Raw genomic sequence first — 19996 nt, 5'->3', positions numbered from 1 at the left:
CATCCGGAGTAAGAAGGCTATGACAACAGAATTCATGCAGGTCACGCTGTCGCAACAGCCTGCAGACGCCCGCTGGGGCGAGAAAGCGCTGCTGAGCACCAACGCGGAAGGGATGACCATTCATCTGACCGGCAACGACAGGCTGGGGGCAGTTCAGCGCGCCGGCCGCAAAATCGACGGCCAGGGCATCAAAAAAGTGAAGCTGGCCGGCGAAGGTTGGGATCTGGAAAACAGCTGGGCATTCTGGCAGGGTTATCGCGGGCCTAAGGGCCAGCGCAGCGTTGAATGGGCCGAACTGCCGGAAGCCGAACGCAAAGAGCTGGAGCAACGCCTGAAGATCGTTGACTGGGTGCGCGACACCATCAACATGCCGGCCGAAGATCTGGGCCCGGAACAGCTGGCTACCCGCGCCGTCGACCTGATGTGCGACGTCGGCTGCGACGCCGTCAGCTATCGCATCACCAAGGGCGAAGATCTGCGTGAGCAGAACTACGCCGGCATTCACACCGTCGGCCGCGGTTCCGATCGCGCACCGGTGCTGCTGGCGCTGGATTTCAACCCGACCGGCAACCCGGATGCGCCGGTATTCGCCTGCCTGGTGGGCAAGGGCATCACCTTCGACACCGGTGGCTACAGCCTAAAGCAAAGCGCCTTTATGGACTCGATGAAGGCCGACATGGGCGGCGCGGCCACCATCACCGGCGCCCTGGCGCTGGCGGCGGCGCGCGGCCTGCAGCAGCGCGTGAAGCTGTACCTGTGCTGCGCAGACAACATGGTCAGCGGCAACGCCTTCAAGCTGGGTGATATCATTCGCTATCGCAACGGCAAAACCGTTGAGGTGATGAACACCGATGCGGAAGGGCGCCTGGTATTGGCCGACGGCCTGATCGACGCATCCGAGCAGAACCCGCAGCTGATTATCGACTGCGCCACCCTGACCGGCGCGGCGAAGACCGCGGTAGGCAACGACTATCACGCGCTGTTCAGCTTCGACGACGCGCTGGCGCAAGAGCTGCTGAGCAGTGCGGCGGCCGAGCAGGAGCCGTTCTGGCGCCTGCCGCTGGCCGAGTTCCACCGCAGCCAGCTGCCGTCCAATTTCGCCGAGCTGAACAACGTCGCCGGCCCGGCCTACACCGCCGGCGCCAGCACCGCTGCCGCTTTCCTGTCGCACTTTGTGAAAAACTACCAAACGGGCTGGCTGCACATCGACTGTTCCGCCACCTATCGCAAAGGTGCGGTGGATCAGTGGTCTGCCGGCGCGACCGGTTTGGGTGTGCGCACCTTGGCCAACCTGCTGCTAAGCAAAGCCAAATAATTGAACGCCCGTTATCGCGGGCGTTAGAATAGGCGTTATCGTCGGGGCCCAGCTTGCTGGGCTCCGTTATTTGATCCCTGGAGTTTGCCATGAGTTCCCATCATCAGGATGCCGCCCCCGGCGAGAACGAACTTGAACGCCTGCTGAAGCTGGCGGTAACGGAGCCGGCCCATCGCCCGGCGTTCTTCCGCGAGCTGCTCGACGCCACGGTGTTGATCCTCGGCGACAGCGACCAGGTGCCGCAGGACGGCGACGTCATCCTGAACGCCGATACCCCAATCAATATCCAGCACTGGGAAAAGCAGGACGGCGGCAGCATCATTCCGTTCTTCTCCTCGCTGGAAGCGTTGCAAAAAGCGGTGGAAGACGAACAGCCGTTTATCGCGCTGCCGGCGCGGGTGCTGTTTGAAATCACCCAAGGCGCCGATTTGTTCCTCAACCCAAAGGCGGAATACGGCAAAGAGTTTTATCCGGAAGAGGTAGCGATGTTGTTGGCCACCGGCGGCGTCGCCAAGCCGGTGGAGCACTATGTCGACAAAGAGACGCAGATCCTGCTGGGCCAACCGGAAGAATACCCTGCGGCGATGGTGGACGCGCTGACCACGCTGTTCAGCCAGCGCAAGCCGGTGCGCCGCGCCTTCCTGGCGCTGATGCATGACCAGGCCGCGGACGAAAAGCCCAACCTGCTGGTGGGGCTGGAAGTGGACGGCGAGGGGGCGGAGATCGACGCTTTGATCAACGAAGCCGGCAGCGTAGCCAGCGAAACGGCGCCTAACGATGATCCGGTGGATTTCTGCCTGGTAGCGGAAAAAGAGCGCGGCGTCAGCCACTATCTGATCACCCACACTCAGCCGTTCTATCAGCGCCGCTGGGGCAGCTGGCTGCGCAACATCATCCCGTCGACCGACAAAACGCAGTAACGCGCCGCCGTGCCGAAAGATAACCGATGAAGATCGTATTTTTTTAATGAAATGTTGATTTTCCCGTAGGCAAGCGTTAACGGCGCACATATAATCTGCGCCACTTGAGAAGGCCGGCTTTATTGCAGACCGGCCTGTTTTGGAAGTAATACAGAGGCCATCATGACCGTAGAACGTACCTTTTCCATCATTAAACCAAACGCCGTAGCCAACAACGACATCGGCGCAATCTATGCCCGTTTCGAACGTGCCGGCTTCAAAATCATCGCATCCAAAATGCTGCGTCTGACTCGCGAACAGGCCGAAGGCTTCTACGCTGAGCACAAAGGCCGCCCATTCTTCGACGGTCTGGTTGAGTTCATGACCTCCGGCCCGATCGTGGTGCAGGTTCTGGAAGCGGAAAACGCCGTACAGCGCAACCGTGACATCATGGGCGCAACCAACCCGGACAACGCACTGGCCGGCACCCTGCGCGCCGACTACGCGGACAGCTTCACCGCCAACGCCGTTCACGGTTCCGACGCGGTAGAGTCCGCACAGCGCGAAATCGCTTACTTCTTCAACGAAAGCGAAATCTGCCCACGTTGATGCCCGGCGTTTCCTGACAGGAAGCGCGCATTCACCGGCTGAAACAATAAAAATGCCCTGAATGCCTTTCAGTCATGGAAACCCGCTACTAAAATTTGTACAATGCCGCGCCCCTGATAAGACGACTTGTCAGGGGCGCGTTTTTAGTGCCGTCGCCCGGGGCACCCGGTTCGCACAGCACAACTTACTTTCCATTCTTTAGCGCCATAACGTGTAACAACGAGGCCAGAGATCATTATGTTAGAACCCATCACGTCCGAGCACATCGTGTCTGAAAATAATTCGCTGACTACCCAAGCCGTTAACGCGGAACAACCGGCTGTGGCCAAAATTAACCTGCTGGATCTGAACCGTCAGCAAATGCGTGAGTTCTTCGCCAAAATGGGCGAGAAACCCTTCCGCGCCGACCAGGTGATGAAGTGGATGTATCACTACTGCTGCGACGATTTCGAGCAGATGACCGACATCAACAAAGTCCTGCGTCAGAAGCTGCAGCGCGTCGCCGAGATCCGCGCGCCGGAAGTGGCCGAAGAACAGCGTTCAGCCGATGGCACCATCAAATGGGCGATCAAAGTGGGCGACCAGCAGGTCGAAACCGTGTATATCCCCGACGGCGACCGCGCCACCCTGTGCGTTTCTTCCCAGGTAGGCTGTGCGCTGGAGTGTAAATTCTGTTCGACCGCGCAGCAGGGCTTTAACCGCAACCTGCGCGTGTCGGAAATCATCGGCCAGGTGTGGCGCGCGGCGAAAATCATCGGCGCGCTGAAAGTCACCGGCGAACGCCCGATCACCAACGTGGTGATGATGGGCATGGGCGAGCCGCTGCTCAACCTGAACAACGTGGTGCCGGCGATGGAAATCATGCTGGACGACTTCGGTTTTGGCCTGTCCAAACGCCGCGTCACCCTGTCTACCTCCGGCGTGGTGCCGGCGCTGGACAAGCTGGGCGACATGATCGACGTCGCGCTGGCTATCTCGCTGCACGCGCCTAACGATCAGATCCGCGATGAGATCGTGCCGATCAACCGCAAGTACAATATCGAAACCTTCCTGGCCGCGGTGCGCCGCTACCTGGAGAAATCCAACGCCAACCAGGGCCGCGTTACCGTCGAGTACGTGATGCTGGATCACATCAACGACAGCACCGACGACGCGCATCAGCTGGCCGAAGTGCTGAAGGATACGCCGTGCAAGATCAACCTGATCCCATGGAACCCCTTCCCGGGCGCGCCATATGGCCGCAGCTCCAACAGCCGGGTGGATCGTTTCTCCAAAGTGTTGATGGAATACGGCTTTACGACTATTGTTCGTAAAACCCGTGGTGACGACATCGACGCCGCCTGCGGGCAATTGGCGGGTGAGGTGATCGACCGTACCAAGCGTACCCTGAAAAAGAAAATGGCCGGGGAACCTATCAACGTGCGGGCGGTCTGAATCCTATAGCATTGTTTTTGTTATCTAACAGCCGGTTATGCGAAAAATCATCGCGGCGGGCGGGCGGATGGCACCGATAAGGAAATGAATGCGGGCATGAAGCTGAAACTGTGGGGTGTGTTGCTGGCGGCCGGTTTACTGGCCGGCTGTTCCGGTTCGTCGCCGGAAAAGGACGCGCAGTCTTCTGAGGCGGGCCAAACGCGGCTGCAGCTGGGTCTGGAATATCTGCAGCAGGGCGATATGAACGCCGCGCGGCAGAATCTGGAAAAAGCGCTGGACGCGGCCCCACAGGATTACCGTACCCAATTGGGCATGGCGCTCTACGAGCAGCGGATTGGCGAAAACGCCGCAGCCGAGCAGCGTTATCAGCAAGCGCTCAAACTTGCGCCGGGCAATGGCACCGTCCTGAATAATTACGGTGCGTTTCTTTGCAGTTTAGGGCAGTATGTACCGGCACAACAGCAGTTTAGCGCAGCGGCGCTGGCACCCGATTATGGCCAGGTCGCCGATAGCCTGGAAAACGCAGGTTACTGTTTTCTCAAGGCCGGACAGAACGACGAAGCGCGCACCTTGTTGACCCGCGCGCTGAAGGTCGATCCGGACAAGGGCACTCCACTGTTGGTGGAGGCAGAAAAGCAATTTGGAGAAGGGAAGCGCACACAGTCGCAACTTTTATTGGATAGTTATCAACATGTTCTGCCGGCCAGCGCCAGCAGCTTATGGTTACAGATTCGTTTCGCGGCGTTAGCCGGGCGTCAGGATAGCGTTCAACGCTATGGCAAGCAGCTAGCGCGAAGTTTTCCACAATCCAAACAGTACCAGCAGTTCTTAGCTAATGAATACTGAAGCCTCCCAAGATAAAACCGTATCCATGACGACGGGCCAACGCCTGCGTCAAGCCCGTGAACAACTCGGGTTGAGCCAACAGGCTGTAGCAGAGCGCCTGTGCCTCAAAATGTCTACCGTGCGCGACATCGAAGAAGACAGCCTTTCCGCCGATCTCGCTTCGACGTTCGTGCGCGGTTATATCCGTTCTTACGCCAAGCTGGTGCATTTGCCGGAAGATGAACTGCTGCCGATCCTGGCCAAGCAGGCTCCGCTGAAAATGGCGAAGGTTGCGCCGATGCAGAGCTTCTCGCTGGGCAAGCGCCGCAAGAAACGCGACGGCTGGCTGATGAGCTTCACCTGGCTTATCGTGTTCGTGGTGATCGGCCTGACCGGCGCCTGGTGGTGGCAAAACCACAAGGCGCAGCAGGATGAGATCGCCACCATGGCCGATCAGTCTTCCGCCCAGCTTTCACAAAACAACGAAGGTCAACAGGTTCCGTTGACCGACGGCAACGCCGACACCGGCACCAGCGTGCCTTTGACCGACAACGCCACGACGCCGGTTGATACCGGCGCTGCGCCACAGGCACCGGCGGCTACCGCTCAGGCGCCGGCGGCGGCTGCACAGCAGCAGCCTGCCGTGGTGTCGCCAAGCCAGACCACGCTGCCGGATACCGCCCCGACGGCGCCGGCCGCTCAGGCGCCGTTGCCGACCGCAGATGCGGGCGTGGCCGCGGCGGCTGCCGATCCTAACGCGCTGGTGATGGACTTCTCGGCCGATTGCTGGCTGCAGGTGACCGACGCCAGCGGCAAGACCTTGTTCAGCGGCACCCAGAAGAGCGGTGGCAAGCTGAACCTGGCCGGCACCGCGCCGTATAAACTGACCATCGGCGCACCGGCCGCAGTGCAGATTCAATATCAAGGTAAGCCGGTTGATTTAAGCCGGTTCGTTAAGTCAAACCGTGTTGCTCGTCTGACCGTTGCCGCGCAGTAATTGCGCGGCAGTGGCCGTGATGTCAGAGCAGCAATGGAGAGTTAAGTAATGCATAACCAAGCGCCCATCAACCGTCGAAAATCAACGCGAATTTACGTCGGCAAGGTGCCTATTGGTGATGGCGCGCCGATTGCCGTGCAGTCGATGACCAACACCCGTACCACCGATGTTGAAGCAACGGTTAATCAGATCAAAGCGCTGGAGCGCGTCGGCGTTGATATCGTCCGCGTTTCGGTTCCCACCATGGACGCCGCCGAGGCGTTCAAGCTGATCAAGCAGCAGGTTAATGTGCCGCTGGTCGCCGATATCCACTTCGATTACCGCATCGCGCTGCAGGTCGCCGAATACGGCGTAGATTGCCTGCGCATCAACCCGGGCAACATCGGCAACGAATCGCGTATCCGCTCGGTGGTGGACTGCGCGCGCGACAAGAACATTCCGATCCGCATCGGCGTCAACGGCGGTTCGCTGGAAAAAGACCTGCAGGAAAAGTACGGCGAACCTACGCCGGAAGCGCTGCTCGAGTCCGCCATGCGCCACGTGGATATCCTGGATCGCCTCAACTTTGACCAGTTCAAGGTCAGCGTCAAGGCTTCCGACGTGTTCCTGGCGGTGCAATCTTACCGCCTGCTGGCGTCGCGCATCGATCAGCCGCTGCACCTCGGCATTACCGAAGCCGGCGGCGCGCGCAGCGGATCGGTGAAATCGGCCATCGGCCTGGGGCTGCTGCTGTCGGAAGGCATCGGCGATACCCTGCGCATCTCGCTGGCTGCCGATCCGGTCGAAGAGGTGAAGGTCGGTTTCGATATTCTGAAGTCGCTGCGCATCCGTGCACGCGGCATCAACTTCATCGCCTGCCCGACCTGTTCGCGCCAGGAGTTTGACGTGATCGGCACGGTGAACGCGCTGGAGCAACGTCTGGAAGACATCATCACGCCGATGGACGTTTCGATCATCGGCTGCGTGGTCAACGGGCCGGGCGAAGCGCTGGTGTCGACCATGGGCGTCACCGGCGGCCACAACAAGAGCGGTTTCTACGAAGACGGCGTGCGCCAGAAAGAGCGTTTCGACAACGAGCAGATGATTGACCAGCTGGAAGCGAAGATTCGCGCCAAGGCCTCGATGATGGACGAAGCCAACCGCATCTCGGTCAACCTGCTGGAAAAATAAGCGTTATCGCTACACGGCGGGCCTGTTGGCCCGCTTGTTTATGAACCTGAAGGTCGGAAAGCCGCATCCGCGTTGAATACCGGGCGGCAAAGTCCCTATAATCGGGTTCATTTTTATAGACAACGGACAGAGAACTCACGTGGCAAAGAACATTCAAGCCATTCGCGGCATGAACGACTACCTGCCGGAAGACACGGCATTATGGCAGCGTATTGAAGGCACCCTCAAGCAGGTGCTTGGCGGCTACGGTTACAGCGAAATCCGGTTGCCGATTGTAGAGCAGACCCCGTTATTCAAACGCGCGATCGGCGAAGTGACCGACGTCGTGGAAAAAGAGATGTATACCTTCGAGGACCGCAACGGCGAGAGCCTGACGCTGCGTCCGGAAGGCACGGCTGGCTGCGTTCGCGCCGGCATCGAACATGGTCTGCTGTACAATCAGGAACAGCGTCTGTGGTACATCGGCCCGATGTTCCGCTATGAGCGCCCGCAAAAAGGCCGCTATCGCCAGTTCAACCAGCTGGGTGCGGAAGTGTTCGGCCTGCAAGGCCCGGACATCGACGCCGAACTGATCCTGCTGACCGCCCGCTGGTGGCGCGCGCTGGGCATTGCCGAGCACGTCAAGCTGGAGCTGAACTCCATCGGTTCGCTGGAGGCGCGCGCCAACTACCGCGACGCGCTGGTGGCCTTCCTCGAGCAGCACGTCGAGGTGTTGGACGAAGACTGCAAGCGCCGCATGTACAGCAACCCGCTGCGCGTGCTGGACTCGAAAAACCCAGAGGTGCAGGCGCTGTTGAACGACGCACCGCGCCTGTCCGAGTATCTGGATGAAGAATCCCGTACTCACTTTACCGGCCTGTGTGAACTTTTGGCGCAGGCGGGTATCCCATATACCATCAACGAACGCCTGGTGCGCGGTCTGGACTACTACAACCGCACGGTATTCGAGTGGGTAACCAGCAGCCTTGGCGCACAGGGCACGGTATGCGCGGGCGGCCGTTACGACGGCCTGGTCGAGCAGCTGGGCGGGCGCGCAACGCCTGCCGTAGGCTTTGCGATGGGTCTGGAGCGCCTGGTGCTGCTGGTTCAGGCGGTCAATCCGGCGTTCAAGGCGCCGGCCACTATTGATGTGTACGTAATTTCTTCGGGCGCCGGCGCGCAGAGCGCGGCGATGCAGTTGGCGGAGCAGGTGCGTGACGCCGCGCCGCAGCTGAAATTGATGACCAACTACGGTGGCGGCAACTTCAAGAAGCAGATCACCCGGGCAGACAAATGGGGCGCGCGCGTCGCATTGATTCTGGGCGAAAACGAAGTTGCGGCACAGCAGGTGGTGGTGAAAGACCTGCGCAGTGGTGAACAAGAAACGCTGGCGCAAAGCGAAGTCGCTGGGCGTCTGGCTATGATGTTAGGTTAAGGAGAAGGACACCGTGGAAGTCTATACCACTGAAAACGAACAAGTCGACGCCGTGCGTCGGTTCTTTGCCGAAAACGGTAAAGCGCTGGCGGTGGGCGTGGTGCTCGGAATTGGTGCCCTGGTCGGCTGGCGCTTTTGGCAGAGCAACCAAAACTCCAACATGATGGCAGCGTCCCAATCCTATCAGGAAGCCAGCGATCGCCTGGCGGCCGGTAAGCCGGACGACGTGGCCGCCGCCGAGAAATTCATTCAGGCCAACAGCAACAGCTACGGCGTATTGGCCGCGTTGCAGCTGGCCAGGCATTTTGTCGAACAAAACGATTTCGCCAAGGCGGAACAGCAGTTGGCGCTGGCGCAGGGCCAGACCAAAGACGATAACCTGTTGTCGATGATCAACCTGCGTCTGGCTCGCGTCCAGCTGCAGGAGAAAAAGCTGGATGACGCGCTGAAAACGCTGGATGGCGTGAAAGGCGAAGGCTGGACGGCGATGACGCAGGACGTGCGCGGCGACGTGTTGCTGGCCAAGGGCGACGCCAAGGGCGCGCGCGAAGCATACAGCAAAGGCATTGAGTCCAACGCTTCTCAGGCGCTGCAGGTACTGCTGCGCATGAAATTGAATAACTTGTCCAGCTAAGGGGAATTCCCATGCAATTGCGTAAAACACTCTTGGTCGGACTGGTTTCCGTTGCCTTGCTGAGTGGTTGCTCGCTGTTTAACAGTGAAGAAGACGTGGTTACCATGTCGCCGCTGCCGAAAGTTGAAAATCAGTTTACGCCGAACAAGGCGTGGAGCACCTCGGTCGGCGACGGCATCGGTGAGTTCTATTCTCACCTGCGTCCGGCCTTCCAGGACAGCACCATTTACGCTGCGGACCGCCACGGCATCGTGAAGGCGCTGGATGCCGACAGCGGCAACGAGAAGTGGAAGGTCGATCTCTCCGAGAAGACCGGCTTCTTCTCCAGCAACCTGCCGGCGTTGTTGTCCGGCGGCCTGGCGGTAGCGGGCGATAAAGTGTATGTCGGCAGCGAGAAAGCGGTGGTTTACGCACTCAATACCGCGGACGGCGCCGTAGCCTGGCAGACCAAGGTGGCCGGCGAAGCGATTTCCCGCCCGGTTGTCAGCGACGGCATGGTGTTGATCCACACCTCCAACGGCCTGCTGCAGGCGCTGAACGAGTCTGACGGCGCGGTTAAGTGGACGGTTAACCTGGACATGCCATCGCTGTCGCTGCGCGGTGAATCCGCGCCGGCCGTCGCCTTTGGCGCCGCCATCGTCGGTGGCGACAACGGCCGCGTCAGCGCCGTGCTGATGCAGCAGGGCCAGCTGATTTGGCAGCAGCGTATTTCCCAACCGAGCGGCGCGACCGAAATCGATCGCCTGAACGATGTGGACACCACGCCGGTAATCGTTGAAGGCATCGTCTACGCATTGGGGTACAATGGCAACCTGACGGCGCTGGATCTGCGTTCCGGCCAGATCATGTGGAAACGTGAGTTGGGCTCGGTGAACGACTTTATCGTCGATGCCGGGCGCATTTACCTGATCGATCAGAACGATCGCCTGGTGGCGTTGAGCACCGAAGGCGGCGTGACCGTGTGGACGCAGAGCGATCTGCTGCACCGCAACCTGACGCCGCCGGTGATGTATAATGGTTATCTGGTGACCGGCGACGCCGAAGGTTACCTGCACTGGGTGAATACTACGGACGGCCGTTTTGTCGCCCAGCAGGAGGTGGACAGCTCCGGCTTCCTGTCTGCGCCGATGGTGGCTGGCGATAAGCTGGTCATTCAGGCGCGCGGCGGGAAAGTTTACGCTTTCACCCGCTAACGCCGGCAGTCGCAACCTTTTCAGTACCCAACAGGCTTCGCGCCGCAGCGGCGCGAAAGATGAGGGGAAAACGGCTCCTGAGGGTTCAGGGGCCGTTTCGTATTTTATAAGCTGCACTGCCGGTGTCTATCCGGAGTGCAGTAACGCATTGATTATTAAGTAATGAGGCTTCAACAATGATACCTGTCGTCGCGCTGGTCGGGCGCCCGAATGTGGGTAAATCCACCTTGTTTAACCGTTTGACACAGACGCGTGATGCGCTGGTGGCGGATTTCCCCGGGCTAACGCGAGACCGCAAGTATGGTCGTGCTGAAGTTGAGGGCAATGAATTTATTATCGTCGATACCGGCGGTATTGACGGCACCGAAGACGGCGTCGAAACGCGCATGGCCGGTCAGTCGCTGTTGGCGATTGAAGAAGCGGACATCGTGCTGTTCATGGTCGACGCGCGCGCCGGCCTGATGCCGGCGGATCAGGGCATTGCCCAGCATCTGCGCAACCGTCAGAAGGCGACCTTCCTGGTGGCCAACAAGACCGACGGTATGGATCCGGACATGGCCACCGCCGATTTCTACTCGCTGGGCCTGGGCGACGTCTACGCCATTGCGGCTTCACACGGCCGCGGCGTGACTCAGCTGATCGAGCACGTGCTGGTGCCGTTCGTTCCGGCCAAAGAGGAAGAAGCCGAGCTGACCGAAGAAGAGGCCAATGCCGCTTATTGGGCCGAGCAAGAAGGTGAAAACCTCGAAGAGTTTGAAGAGCCGGAAGACGATTTCAACCCGCAGGACTTGCCGATCAAGCTGGCGATCGTGGGCCGCCCGAACGTAGGTAAGTCTACGCTTACTAACCGTATCCTCGGCGAGGAACGCGTGGTGGTGTACGACATGCCGGGCACCACCCGCGACAGCATCTATATTCCGATGGTGCGCGACGAGCGTGAATACGTGCTGATCGACACCGCCGGGGTGCGTAAACGCGGCAAGGTAACGGAAACCGTAGAGAAATTCTCGGTAATCAAAACCCTGCAGGCGATTGAAGACGCCAACGTGGTGCTGTTGGTGATCGACGCGCGCGAAGGCATTTCCGATCAGGACCTTTCGCTGCTCGGCTTTATCCTCAATAGCGGGCGCTCACTGGTGATTGCGGTCAACAAGTGGGACGGCATGAGCGAAGAAGATCGCGAGCATGTGAAAGAGATGCTGGATCTGCGCCTGGGCTTTGTCGACTTCGCTCGCGTGCACTTCATCTCTGCGCTGCACGGCAGCGGCGTCGGCAACCTGTTCGAATCGGTACAGGAAGCCTACGAGTGCGCGACCCGTCGCGTTAACACCTCGATGCTGACCAAAATCATGCAGATGGCCGCCGACGATCACCAGCCACCGCTGGTGCGCGGCCGCCGCGTGAAGCTGAAGTACGCGCACGCCGGCGGGTACAACCCGCCGATCGTGGTGATCCACGGCAACCAGGTCAGCGACCTGGCCGACTCGTACAAGCGTTATCTGATGAACTACTTCCGCCGCTCGCTGAAGGTCATGGGGACGCCGATCCGCATCCAGTTCAAAGAGGGCGAGAACCCGTTCGCCGGCAAGCGCAACCTGTTGACGCCGAACCAGATGCGCAAGCGCAAGCGCTTGATGAGCCACCTGAAGAAAAGCAAATAATCGTTAAAAAGGGTGTGGCAGTGATGCCGCACCCTTTTTTATTGTTTATTATCTGAAGATTACCGCCGCCAGCCTGAAGGAACCTCATGTCCTGGGAAACCTGGAGTTTTGCATTCAACGTCACCGTCCCCAATCTGTTAATGATGTTGCTGGGCATACTGCTGCGCCACTGGCGCCTGATGGACGACCGCTTTATCGACGGCGCTACCAAGCTGGTGTTCAACCTGGCGCTGCCTTGTCTGCTGTTCTTCAGCATCGCCACCAACCATCCGCAGCTGCTGGGCAACCTGTCGCTGGTGATCTTCGGCGCGGTCGGCACTCTCGCCACCTTCCTGCTGTTGGAAGCAGCCGCTTTGTGGCTGGTTAAGGAGCCGCGCGAGCGGGGCGTTTTCGTGCAGGGCGGGTTCCGCGCCAATACCGCCATCGTCGGCCTGGCCTATGCGATGACCGCCTACGGCAGCGAAGGGGTGGCGCTCGGCTCGCTGTACCTGACGGTGACGGTGATCCTGTACAACGTGCTGTCGGTTATCACCCTGACGCGCAGCCTGCAGGGCGGGCAGGGCAAGAAAATCAGCCGGCTGTCGCTGCTGCGCAGCATCGTCACCAACCCGCTGATCCTCGGCCTGGTGTGCGGGCTGGCCTATGCGCAGACCGGGTTGGGCATCCCTCAGGTGATCCGGCAGACCGGCAGCTACATCTCCGCGCTGTCGCTGCCGCTGGCGCTGCTGTGCACCGGCGCCAGCCTGGATCTGCGCGCCATGTTCCGCTCCTCCAACGTGGCGGCGCTGTCTTCTTCGGCCAAGCTGTTCGTGGTGCCGATATTGATGACGCTCGGCGGCTGGCTGTGCGGTTTTCACGGCGCGGCGCTGGGGATTATCTTCCTGTTCTCCGCCACGCCGACCGCCTCGGGCAGCTACGTGATGACGCGCGCCATGGGCGGCAACGCCACGCTGGCGGCCAATATTATCGCCATCACCACCGTCGGTTCCTTCTTCACCACCGCGCTGGGGATCTACTTTTTGCGCGCCTGGGGCCTTATTTAATTCAGGAGTCAGTATGGAAGCGCACTGTCCGCAATGCGAACAAACGATGGAGTGGGTGAATGGTCACTATCATTGCACCGCGTGCAACGCAGATTATCAGCAGCTGGCCCACTGCCCGGACTGCGGGCAGCCGCTGCAGGAGCTGAAGGCCTGCGGCGCGGTGGATTACCTGTGCCAGAACGGCCACGGGATGATATCCAAAAAGCGGGTCAACTTTAGCTATCAGCCGCTGTAAGCATTCACTCATCCACCTGGCCGGTCTTCCACAGATCCACCAGCGCCTGCGGCGCGCTGGTTTCCGGGATCAGCAGCACGATTTCGCTGCACAGCGTCGGGCTGGCGTAATTGATTTGCACGCGAAAATAGCGCTGATCGCCGCAGCCGGGAGAGTCCGGCTGGCCCTCTTCCCGGGCATACGGCAGCGTCAGGTTAATCAACTGATTCAGGCGCTGCCGCTGCGCCGGCGTAATATCTGCCAGCGCGATGCGCCGCTGGCCCGCCAGCTTGGGAATAAAGGCGAAGCCGCCCTCGCGCGCCAACTCAATGACCGTGTTCTGATCGAGCGTCGGCAAGGGCTTCATTACTCCACCCCCACCTGGCGCCAGGCCTGCTGCACCTTGTCCGCCGCTTCCCGATCAAAACGCCGTAGCGCGTGTTTCACCGTGGTGCGGGCGAAGGTGGCGAAGTCGGCGTTCTGCGGCAGCGCCTTGTCGCACAGCGTGTCGTACCAAACGTAGCCGGCTTTTTCCCAGGCGAAGCCGCCCAGCGCGGTCGCCGCCAGATAAAAGGCGCGGTTGGGAATGCCGGAGTTGAGGTGTACGCCGCCGTTGTCCTCCTTGGTCTGCACATAGCCCTTCATGTCGGCCGGCTGCGGGTCTTTGCCCAGCAGCGGGTCGTCGTAGGCGGTGCCGGGCGCCGACATCGAACGCAGCCCCTTGCCGTTGATGCCCTTGGCCAGCAGGCCGGCGCCGATCAGCCAGTCGGCCTGGTCGGCGGTTTGCCGCAGATGGAATTGCTTGACCAGCGAGCCGAACACGTCGGACAGCGATTCATTCAGCGCGCCGGCCTGCTGGTAGTAAATCAGCCCGGCTTCGCTTTCGGTCACGCCGTGCGCCAGCTCGTGGCCGACCACGTCGATGGCGATGGTAAAGCGGTTGAAGATTTCACCGTCGCCGTCGCCGAACACCATCTGCTGGCCATTCCAAAAGGCGTTCTGGTATTCCTTGCCGTAGTGCACGCTGCCGGTCAGCGGCAGGCCCCGGTTGTCCAGCGAGTTGCGCTGATACGCCTGCCAGAAGAAATCGTAGGTAACGCCGAGATAGTCGTAGGCTTCGTCCACCGCCACGTCGCGGTTGCTGGGCTGGCCTTCGTTGCGCACCTGCTTGCCGGGCAATTGGGTGCCGTTTTGCGCATCGTAAATATCGCGCAGGGCTTCGCCGGCGCGGGCGGTTTTGGCGCCGGGCGCGCGCAGCGGCTTGTTGCCGAGCAGGCTCTGGACATGATTCAGGGTGTGCAGCGCACAGTCGCGCTGCGGTACGCTGCCGTGTTCAATGATCCGTCGCAGCATGTAGGGGGGAATGACGGAACGCGCGCTCAGGGTTGGCATAGTGGCTCTCCTTAGGCAAAAAATTTACCCTCATCGAATGAATGCACTGTGCCTAAGTGTAGCCTACTCGTCGTACAGCCGATGATCGTGGGTACTGACCGCCGGCGATGGCCGGTTGGCGCTGATGCGCCTGACCGAGGCGCGCACCGCCAGCCGGCCGTGCAGCAGCAGATTGCACGGCGGCGCATCGGCGCGCAGCATGCGCCGCTGCAGCAGCTGGATCGCCTCGTAACCCAGTTCGTCGCGCGGCACCTGCACCGAGGTTAGCGGCACGTCGTGAATTTCCGCCAGGTTAAAACCGTCGGTGCTCATGACCGAGATGTCGCCCGGCACGTTCAGCTGCAGTTTATTGAGCGCCTTGACCGCCCCCACCGCCATGTAATCGCCGCCCGCCAGCACCGCCGTCGGCAGCGGCGCATGCGCGCCAATGGCGTTGATGTAGGTGGTCAGCGCCTGTTCGGCCTCTTCGCTGCCGAAACCGGAGGTGGCTACCAGGTGGCGGCCGTCGTCGAAGGGAATATGGTGCCGGGCATAGGCCTGCCTGATGCCGGCCAGCCGCAGCTCCATGGTGTGCCGCCGCAGGCATTGCAGGTTGAGGATATGGCTGTGGCCCTGCTGGAATAAATAATTGGCCGAGTATTCGCCAATCAGCTGATGATCGGGCGACACGCTGTCCAGCCGCATCTGCCGGTCGCTGCAGTTTATCAGCACGCAGGGCTTGTGCAGATCGGCCGCCAGGGTGTGGATGTGTTCGTCATCGATGCCGATAATCAGCGCCGCTTCGGTTTGCGGATCGCTCATTTTCTCCAGAAACAGTGCGCCGTCGCTGTGCTCCTCCTCCAGCCCGCAGTAGCGGATGCGCACCTCATGCTGCGCCAGCGCGGCGGTAATGCCCTGGATCACCTTGTAGTAGAAGATATCGGTGCGCACGTCGAAGGCGCGCTGCGGCGCGAACACCATCACGTTGTTCAGCATCAGCCGGCCGCTGGAGATCCCCTGCAGAATGCCGTTTTGCTGGGCGCAGGCCAACACCCTGTGGCGCGCTTCGGCGCTGGTGTTGGCTTTGCCCGCCAGCACGCGGGAGACGGTGCTGATCGACAGCCCGGTTTGGCGAGCGATTTCCTGTATTTTCAGCTTTCCGTTCATTCTGTGATCTCCTTCAAATTCAGCCATGAGAATATTTTCATCATGATTATTCAGCATGCTGGCGGCTTTTCGTGACCATTATGACCAGCTTTTGAGCTATTCGTGAAAATTTTTGCAAAAAATGGCGTTTCGCTGCGCTTTCGGGCTGGTTAGTCTGCATTGGTACACCAATTTTATAGATTTATCAGTCCAATTTTTTGGCTGAATTATAAATAAAACGAAAATAATTCATGTGGTTGTGATTTTTTGATAGCGATTTTTGCGAGCGATATCTCAATTTTTCACCGCCCATACCTTCGATACCACAACGTGCCCTACCAAAAGGCGAGCTGTTTCACCGGGCAGCCGCATGGAGAAGACAGATGAGTGTTGAAATCGATCAGACGGTCGCGCAGAGCGGGCGGCGCAAGTTCAAATCGCTGCGCTGGTGGATGCTGGCGTTGTTTCTGCTGGGCGTCACGGTTAACTACATCACCCGCAACTCGTTGGGCATTCTGGCTCCGGAGTTGAAAACCAGCCTGAACATGACCACCGAGCAATATTCCTGGGTAGTGGCGTCGTTCCAGCTGGCCTACACCGTTTTCCAGCCGATCTGCGGCTGGCTGATCGACGTCATCGGCCTGAAAATGGGCTTCCTGATCTGCGCCAGCATCTGGGCGGTGGTGTGCATGCTGCATGCCGGCGCGGGCAGCTGGCTGCAGTTGGCCATTCTGCGCTTCTTTATGGGCGGGGCGGAAGCCGCAGCCACGCCGGCCAACGCCAAGGCGATCTCCGACTGGTTCCCGAAGCGGGAAAGGCCGATCGCCGCCGGCTGGGCGGGCGTCGGTTTCTCGATTGGCGCCATGCTGGCGCCGCCGATCATCGTTATCGCCCACGTTTCCTTCGGCTGGCAGGGCGCCTTCCTGTTTTCCGGCGCGCTGGCGCTGATCTGGGTGGTGCTGTGGTGGCTGTTCTACCACTCGCCGCAGCAACACCCCAACCTCAGCCAGCAGGAGCTGGATCTGATCCGCGAAGATAATGAGCCGGTGCTGCCGAAGCTGCCGTTCTTCAAATCGCTGGCGATCCTGTGCAAAAACAAAAAGTTCTACGGCATCGCCATTCCGGCCTTTCTCGCCGAACCGGCCTGGGCGGTGTTCAGCTTCTGGGTGCCGCTGTACCTGGCCACCGAACGCGGCATGGATCTGAAACACATCGCCATGTTCGCCTGGCTGCCGTTCCTGGCGGCGGATATCGGCAGCGTCGCCAGCGGCTACCTCACCACGCTGTACCGCAAATGGTTCGGCTGCAGCCGCGTCAACTCGGTGGTCGCCAGTTCGGTGACCGGCGCCTTTATGATGGTGTCGCTGGCGTTCGTGGCAATCACCAAAGATCCCTACGTGGCGATCGCACTGATCTCGATTGGCGGCTTCGGCCACCAGGTGATCTCCTGCATGCTCAGCGCGCTGGTGGTGGAATCCTTCGATAAAAACCAGATGGCGACGGTCAACGGCATGCGCGGATCCAGCGCCTGGATCGCCAGCTTCCTGTTCACGCTATTGATCGGCGCCGTCTCCGACACCGTCGGCTTCAACCCGTTGTTTATCGCCATGGGGTTCTTCGATCTGATCGGCGCTGTGTTCCTGATTGCCCTGATCGCCGAACGCGGCGGCAAAAAAACGCTTAACAGCTAAGTGGGATACCTATGAAAACCTTGAAAAACTGGACGCTGGTGGGGCAGCATGCCGACCGCATTGAGCTGCGGGTCGATGAAAGCCACCTGTTCTGTCTGTACGTGCTGGAAGACCATCTGTTCCGCGTGTTGATCAAACAGCGCGGGGAACTGGCGCTGGATCGCACCTGGAGCATCGCGCCGCAGGCGGATGTGCCCTGGGAGGGGCGCGACCGGCTGAGCGTCGCCGGCTTCAGCCTGCCGGGCTACCGGCTGCAGCAGCAGGACGATCGGCTGGTGGTGAGCACCCCTGCGCTGCGGGTCACCGTTCATCAGCCGCTGTGGCTGGAGTGGGAGCACTGCAACAGCGCCGGCGAATGGCGGCCGCTGGCGGCCGACCGGCCGACCAGCGCCTACCTGCTGAACCCGCACGGCGACGGGGTGGCGCATTATCAGCGGCGCTTCGCCGGTGAACGCTATTACGGCCTGGGCGAGAAGGCCGGCGATTTGGAACGCGGCGGCCGCCGCTTCGAGATGCGCAACCTGGACGCCATGGGCTATAACGCCGCCAGCACCGATCCGCTGTACAAGCACGTCCCATTCACCATCACCCGCGGCGCAGAGGCGAGCTTCGGGCTGTTCTACGACAACCTCAGCAGCTGCTGGCTGGATCTGGGCAACGAGATCGACAACTACCATCTGGCCTATCGCCGCTATCAGGCCGAGGCGGGGGATCTGGATTATTATCTGTTCCTCGGGCCGAAGGTGCTGGACGTCACCAAGGCGTTCGTGCGGCTGACCGGCAAAACCCATTTCGGCCCCAAATGGAGCCTGGGCTACAGCGGTTCGACCATGCATTACACCGACGCGCCGGACGCCCAGCTGCAGCTGCAGCAGTTCATCACCCTATGCCAACGGCACGATATTCCCTGCGACTCCTTCCAGCTGTCGTCGGGCTACACCTCGATCGGCAACAAGCGCTACGTGTTCAACTGGAACTACGACAAGGTGCCGCAGCCGAAGCAGCTGAGCCAGGCGTTTCACGACGCCGGCCTGAAGCTGGCGGCCAACATCAAGCCTTGTCTGTTGCAGGATCATCCGCAGTATCGGCAGGTGGCGCAGCAGGGGCTGTTTATCCGCGATTCGCAGAGCGAGGCGCCGGAGCGCTCCAGCTTCTGGGACGACGAGGGCTCGCACCTCGATTTCACCAACCCGGCGGCGGTGCGCTGGTGGCAGCAGGGCGTTACGCAACAGCTGCTGGAAATGGGCATCGATTCCACCTGGAACGACAACAACGAATACGAAGTGTGGGACGGCGAAGCGCGCTGCCACGGCTTTGGCCGGCCGATCGCCATCAAGCATATCCGCCCGGTGATGCCGCTGCTGATGATGCGCGCCTCGATGGAGGCCCAGCAGCGCTTTGCGCCGCAGCTGCGGCCGTATCTGATTTCGCGCTCCGGCTGCGCCGGCATGCAGCGCTACGTGCAGACCTGGAGCGGCGACAACCGCACCAGCTGGCAGACCCTGCGCTACAACATCCGCATGGGGCTCGGCATGAGCCTGTCCGGGCTGTACAACCTGGGGCACGACGTCGGCGGCTTCTCCGGCGACAGGCCGGACGCCGAGCTGCTGGTGCGCTGGGTACAAAACGGCGTGATGCACCCGCGCTTCACCATCCACTCGTGGAACGACGACGCCACGGTCAACGAACCCTGGATGTACCCGGCCGCCACCCCGGCGGTGCGCGAGGCGATCAACCTGCGCTACCGGCTGATGCCCTATTTCTACACCCTGCTGTGGCAGGCCAGCGCCGACGACGAGCCGATGCTGCGCCCGACCTTCCTCGATCATGAGCACGACGAGCGCACGCTGCGGGAAACCGACGATTTCCTGATTGGCCGCGATCTGCTGGTGGCCAGCGTGGTGGAACAGGGGCAACGCCAGCGCCCGGTATACCTGCCGGACAACGGCGACGGCTGGTACTGTTTCTACAGCGGCCAATGGTTCAGCGGCGGCCAGACGGTGGTGCTGGACGCGCCGCTGGAGCGTTTACCGTTGCTGGTGCGCGCCGGGGCCGGGTTGCCGCTGTCGCAGCGGCTGGCGCATGTGGACGCCGCCGCCGACGATCGGCGCGAGCTGCGGCTGTACCCGATTAAAGGCTGTGGCAGCGCCTCGGGCCTGTTGTTCGAAGATGACGGGGAAAGTTATGGCTGGCAGCAGGGCAACGCGCTGTGGCTGCGCTGGGAGATGCACAGCGACAATCAGCGCATCATGCTGACCTTCACCCCCGAGGGGCAGTTCCGCCCGGCGTGGCGCACGCTGCAGCTGAGCCTGCCGGCCGGAGAAACGCGTGCGCTGTGGGTTAACGGCGAACCGGGCGAGAGTTTTACGTTGGAATAGGG

At 60.7% G+C, this 19996-nt stretch carries 18 protein-coding genes; 15 read left to right on the top strand and 3 right to left on the bottom strand.

Translation table 11 applies throughout. The features are described from left to right. The first annotated feature begins 19 nt into the window (after positions 1 to 19). The 13 genes from pepB (at position 20) to KHA73_RS18095 (ending at position 13429) form a co-directional block, all read left to right on the top strand. On the top strand, positions 20 to 1315 hold the full coding sequence (pepB, locus tag KHA73_RS18155) for an aminopeptidase PepB (RefSeq protein ID WP_234585806.1): 1296 nt from the start codon (positions 20 to 22) through the stop codon (positions 1313 to 1315). 89 nt (positions 1316 to 1404) lie between these two features. Continuing rightward, positions 1405 to 2235: an enhanced serine sensitivity protein SseB gene (gene sseB / locus KHA73_RS18150; RefSeq protein WP_234585805.1), complete on the top strand. Its 831-nt coding sequence runs from the start codon at positions 1405 to 1407 to the stop codon at positions 2233 to 2235. 162 nt (positions 2236 to 2397) lie between these two features. After that, complete coding sequence (gene ndk / locus KHA73_RS18145; RefSeq protein ID WP_004952077.1) at positions 2398 to 2823, top strand: nucleoside-diphosphate kinase; 426 nt, start codon at positions 2398 to 2400, stop codon at positions 2821 to 2823. A gap of 237 nt (positions 2824 to 3060) precedes the next feature. Continuing rightward, positions 3061 to 4257 (top strand): bifunctional tRNA (adenosine(37)-C2)-methyltransferase TrmG/ribosomal RNA large subunit methyltransferase RlmN, encoded by a 1197-nt coding sequence (locus KHA73_RS18140; protein ID WP_234585804.1) that lies wholly within the window; start codon positions 3061 to 3063, stop codon positions 4255 to 4257. Between the two features lie 96 nt (positions 4258 to 4353). Next, the gene (gene pilW, locus KHA73_RS18135; protein ID WP_234585803.1) at positions 4354 to 5103 is read left to right on the top strand and encodes a type IV pilus biogenesis/stability protein PilW; all 750 of its coding nucleotides are present in this window, start codon (positions 4354 to 4356) and stop codon (positions 5101 to 5103) included. Continuing rightward, positions 5093 to 6079 (top strand): cytoskeleton protein RodZ, encoded by a 987-nt coding sequence (gene rodZ / locus KHA73_RS18130; protein ID WP_234585802.1) that lies wholly within the window; start codon positions 5093 to 5095, stop codon positions 6077 to 6079. Before pilW ends, rodZ begins: the two co-directional genes overlap by 11 nt. Positions 6080 to 6127: 48 nt before the next feature. Then, on the top strand, positions 6128 to 7249 hold the full coding sequence (gene ispG / locus KHA73_RS18125; protein ID WP_061796486.1) for a flavodoxin-dependent (E)-4-hydroxy-3-methylbut-2-enyl-diphosphate synthase: 1122 nt from the start codon (positions 6128 to 6130) through the stop codon (positions 7247 to 7249). A 139-nt stretch (positions 7250 to 7388) separates the two neighbouring features. Continuing rightward, positions 7389 to 8663, top strand: coding sequence for a histidine--tRNA ligase (gene hisS / locus KHA73_RS18120; protein WP_234585801.1), 1275 nt, complete (start codon positions 7389 to 7391; stop codon positions 8661 to 8663). Positions 8664 to 8676: 13 nt separating this feature from the next. Continuing rightward, positions 8677 to 9297: a YfgM family protein gene (locus KHA73_RS18115; RefSeq protein ID WP_234585800.1), complete on the top strand. Its 621-nt coding sequence runs from the start codon at positions 8677 to 8679 to the stop codon at positions 9295 to 9297. 11 nt (positions 9298 to 9308) lie between these two features. After that, complete coding sequence (gene bamB, locus KHA73_RS18110) at positions 9309 to 10490, top strand: outer membrane protein assembly factor BamB (RefSeq protein WP_234585799.1); 1182 nt, start codon at positions 9309 to 9311, stop codon at positions 10488 to 10490. Between the two features lie 176 nt (positions 10491 to 10666). After that, positions 10667 to 12151, top strand: coding sequence for a ribosome biogenesis GTPase Der (gene der / locus KHA73_RS18105; RefSeq protein ID WP_234585798.1), 1485 nt, complete (start codon positions 10667 to 10669; stop codon positions 12149 to 12151). 86 nt (positions 12152 to 12237) lie between these two features. Next, positions 12238 to 13194 (top strand): AEC family transporter, encoded by a 957-nt coding sequence (locus KHA73_RS18100; RefSeq protein WP_234585797.1) that lies wholly within the window; start codon positions 12238 to 12240, stop codon positions 13192 to 13194. Positions 13195 to 13207: 13 nt separating this feature from the next. Next, complete coding sequence (locus KHA73_RS18095) at positions 13208 to 13429, top strand: zinc ribbon domain-containing protein (protein WP_234585796.1); 222 nt, start codon at positions 13208 to 13210, stop codon at positions 13427 to 13429. Positions 13430 to 13433: 4 nt separating this feature from the next. On the opposite strand, the gene KHA73_RS18090 is transcribed toward KHA73_RS18095, so the two are convergent. The 3 genes from KHA73_RS18090 to KHA73_RS18080 all read right to left on the bottom strand — a co-directional run bounded on the left by KHA73_RS18090 (position 13434) and on the right by KHA73_RS18080 (position 15946). After that, complete coding sequence (locus KHA73_RS18090) at positions 13434 to 13775, bottom strand: protealysin inhibitor emfourin (protein WP_234585794.1); 342 nt, start codon at positions 13773 to 13775, stop codon at positions 13434 to 13436. Next, positions 13775 to 14800, bottom strand: coding sequence for a M4 family metallopeptidase (locus KHA73_RS18085; protein WP_234585792.1), 1026 nt, complete (start codon positions 14798 to 14800; stop codon positions 13775 to 13777). Before KHA73_RS18085 ends, KHA73_RS18090 begins: the two co-directional genes overlap by 1 nt. A gap of 63 nt (positions 14801 to 14863) precedes the next feature. Continuing rightward, positions 14864 to 15946 (bottom strand): LacI family DNA-binding transcriptional regulator, encoded by a 1083-nt coding sequence (locus tag KHA73_RS18080; RefSeq protein WP_234585791.1) that lies wholly within the window; start codon positions 15944 to 15946, stop codon positions 14864 to 14866. 362 nt (positions 15947 to 16308) lie between these two features. Between KHA73_RS18080 and KHA73_RS18075 the strand changes: the two genes are divergently transcribed. Both KHA73_RS18075 and KHA73_RS18070 read left to right on the top strand, forming a co-directional pair. Then, positions 16309 to 17616 carry an MFS transporter gene (locus tag KHA73_RS18075; RefSeq protein WP_234585790.1) on the top strand — a complete coding sequence of 436 codons (1308 nt, stop codon included), beginning with the start codon at positions 16309 to 16311 and terminating at the stop codon, positions 17614 to 17616. 11 nt (positions 17617 to 17627) lie between these two features. Continuing rightward, a complete protein-coding gene (locus KHA73_RS18070) occupies positions 17628 to 19994 on the top strand; it encodes a glycoside hydrolase family 31 protein (protein WP_234585789.1) in 2367 nt (788 codons plus the stop codon). The last annotated feature ends 2 nt before the right edge of the window (positions 19995 to 19996 follow it).

It is taken from the genome of Serratia entomophila, assembly GCF_021462285.1.
Taxonomy (GTDB): Bacteria; Pseudomonadota; Gammaproteobacteria; order Enterobacterales; family Enterobacteriaceae; genus Serratia; species Serratia entomophila.
The sequence above is the reverse complement of the archived record's forward strand: the minus strand, read 5'-3'. Positions and strand labels throughout refer to the sequence as shown.

Coding starts and splice junctions, on each gene's coding strand:
- KHA73_RS18090 (WP_234585794.1), bottom strand. CDS start 13,775: ATGAAGCCCTTGCCGACGCTCGATCAGAACACGGTCATTGAGTTGGCG.
- der (WP_234585798.1), top strand. CDS start 10,667: ATGATACCTGTCGTCGCGCTGGTCGGGCGCCCGAATGTGGGTAAATCC.
- rodZ (WP_234585802.1), top strand. CDS start 5,093: ATGAATACTGAAGCCTCCCAAGATAAAACCGTATCCATGACGACGGGC.
- ispG (WP_061796486.1), top strand. CDS start 6,128: ATGCATAACCAAGCGCCCATCAACCGTCGAAAATCAACGCGAATTTAC.
- KHA73_RS18140 (WP_234585804.1), top strand. CDS start 3,061: ATGTTAGAACCCATCACGTCCGAGCACATCGTGTCTGAAAATAATTCG.
- KHA73_RS18085 (WP_234585792.1), bottom strand. CDS start 14,800: ATGCCAACCCTGAGCGCGCGTTCCGTCATTCCCCCCTACATGCTGCGA.
- sseB (WP_234585805.1), top strand. CDS start 1,405: ATGAGTTCCCATCATCAGGATGCCGCCCCCGGCGAGAACGAACTTGAA.
- bamB (WP_234585799.1), top strand. CDS start 9,309: ATGCAATTGCGTAAAACACTCTTGGTCGGACTGGTTTCCGTTGCCTTG.
- pilW (WP_234585803.1), top strand. CDS start 4,354: ATGAAGCTGAAACTGTGGGGTGTGTTGCTGGCGGCCGGTTTACTGGCC.
- KHA73_RS18070 (WP_234585789.1), top strand. CDS start 17,628: ATGAAAACCTTGAAAAACTGGACGCTGGTGGGGCAGCATGCCGACCGC.
- KHA73_RS18075 (WP_234585790.1), top strand. CDS start 16,309: ATGAGTGTTGAAATCGATCAGACGGTCGCGCAGAGCGGGCGGCGCAAG.
- KHA73_RS18095 (WP_234585796.1), top strand. CDS start 13,208: ATGGAAGCGCACTGTCCGCAATGCGAACAAACGATGGAGTGGGTGAAT.
- ndk (WP_004952077.1), top strand. CDS start 2,398: ATGACCGTAGAACGTACCTTTTCCATCATTAAACCAAACGCCGTAGCC.
- KHA73_RS18080 (WP_234585791.1), bottom strand. CDS start 15,946: ATGAACGGAAAGCTGAAAATACAGGAAATCGCTCGCCAAACCGGGCTG.
- KHA73_RS18100 (WP_234585797.1), top strand. CDS start 12,238: ATGTCCTGGGAAACCTGGAGTTTTGCATTCAACGTCACCGTCCCCAAT.
- pepB (WP_234585806.1), top strand. CDS start 20: ATGACAACAGAATTCATGCAGGTCACGCTGTCGCAACAGCCTGCAGAC.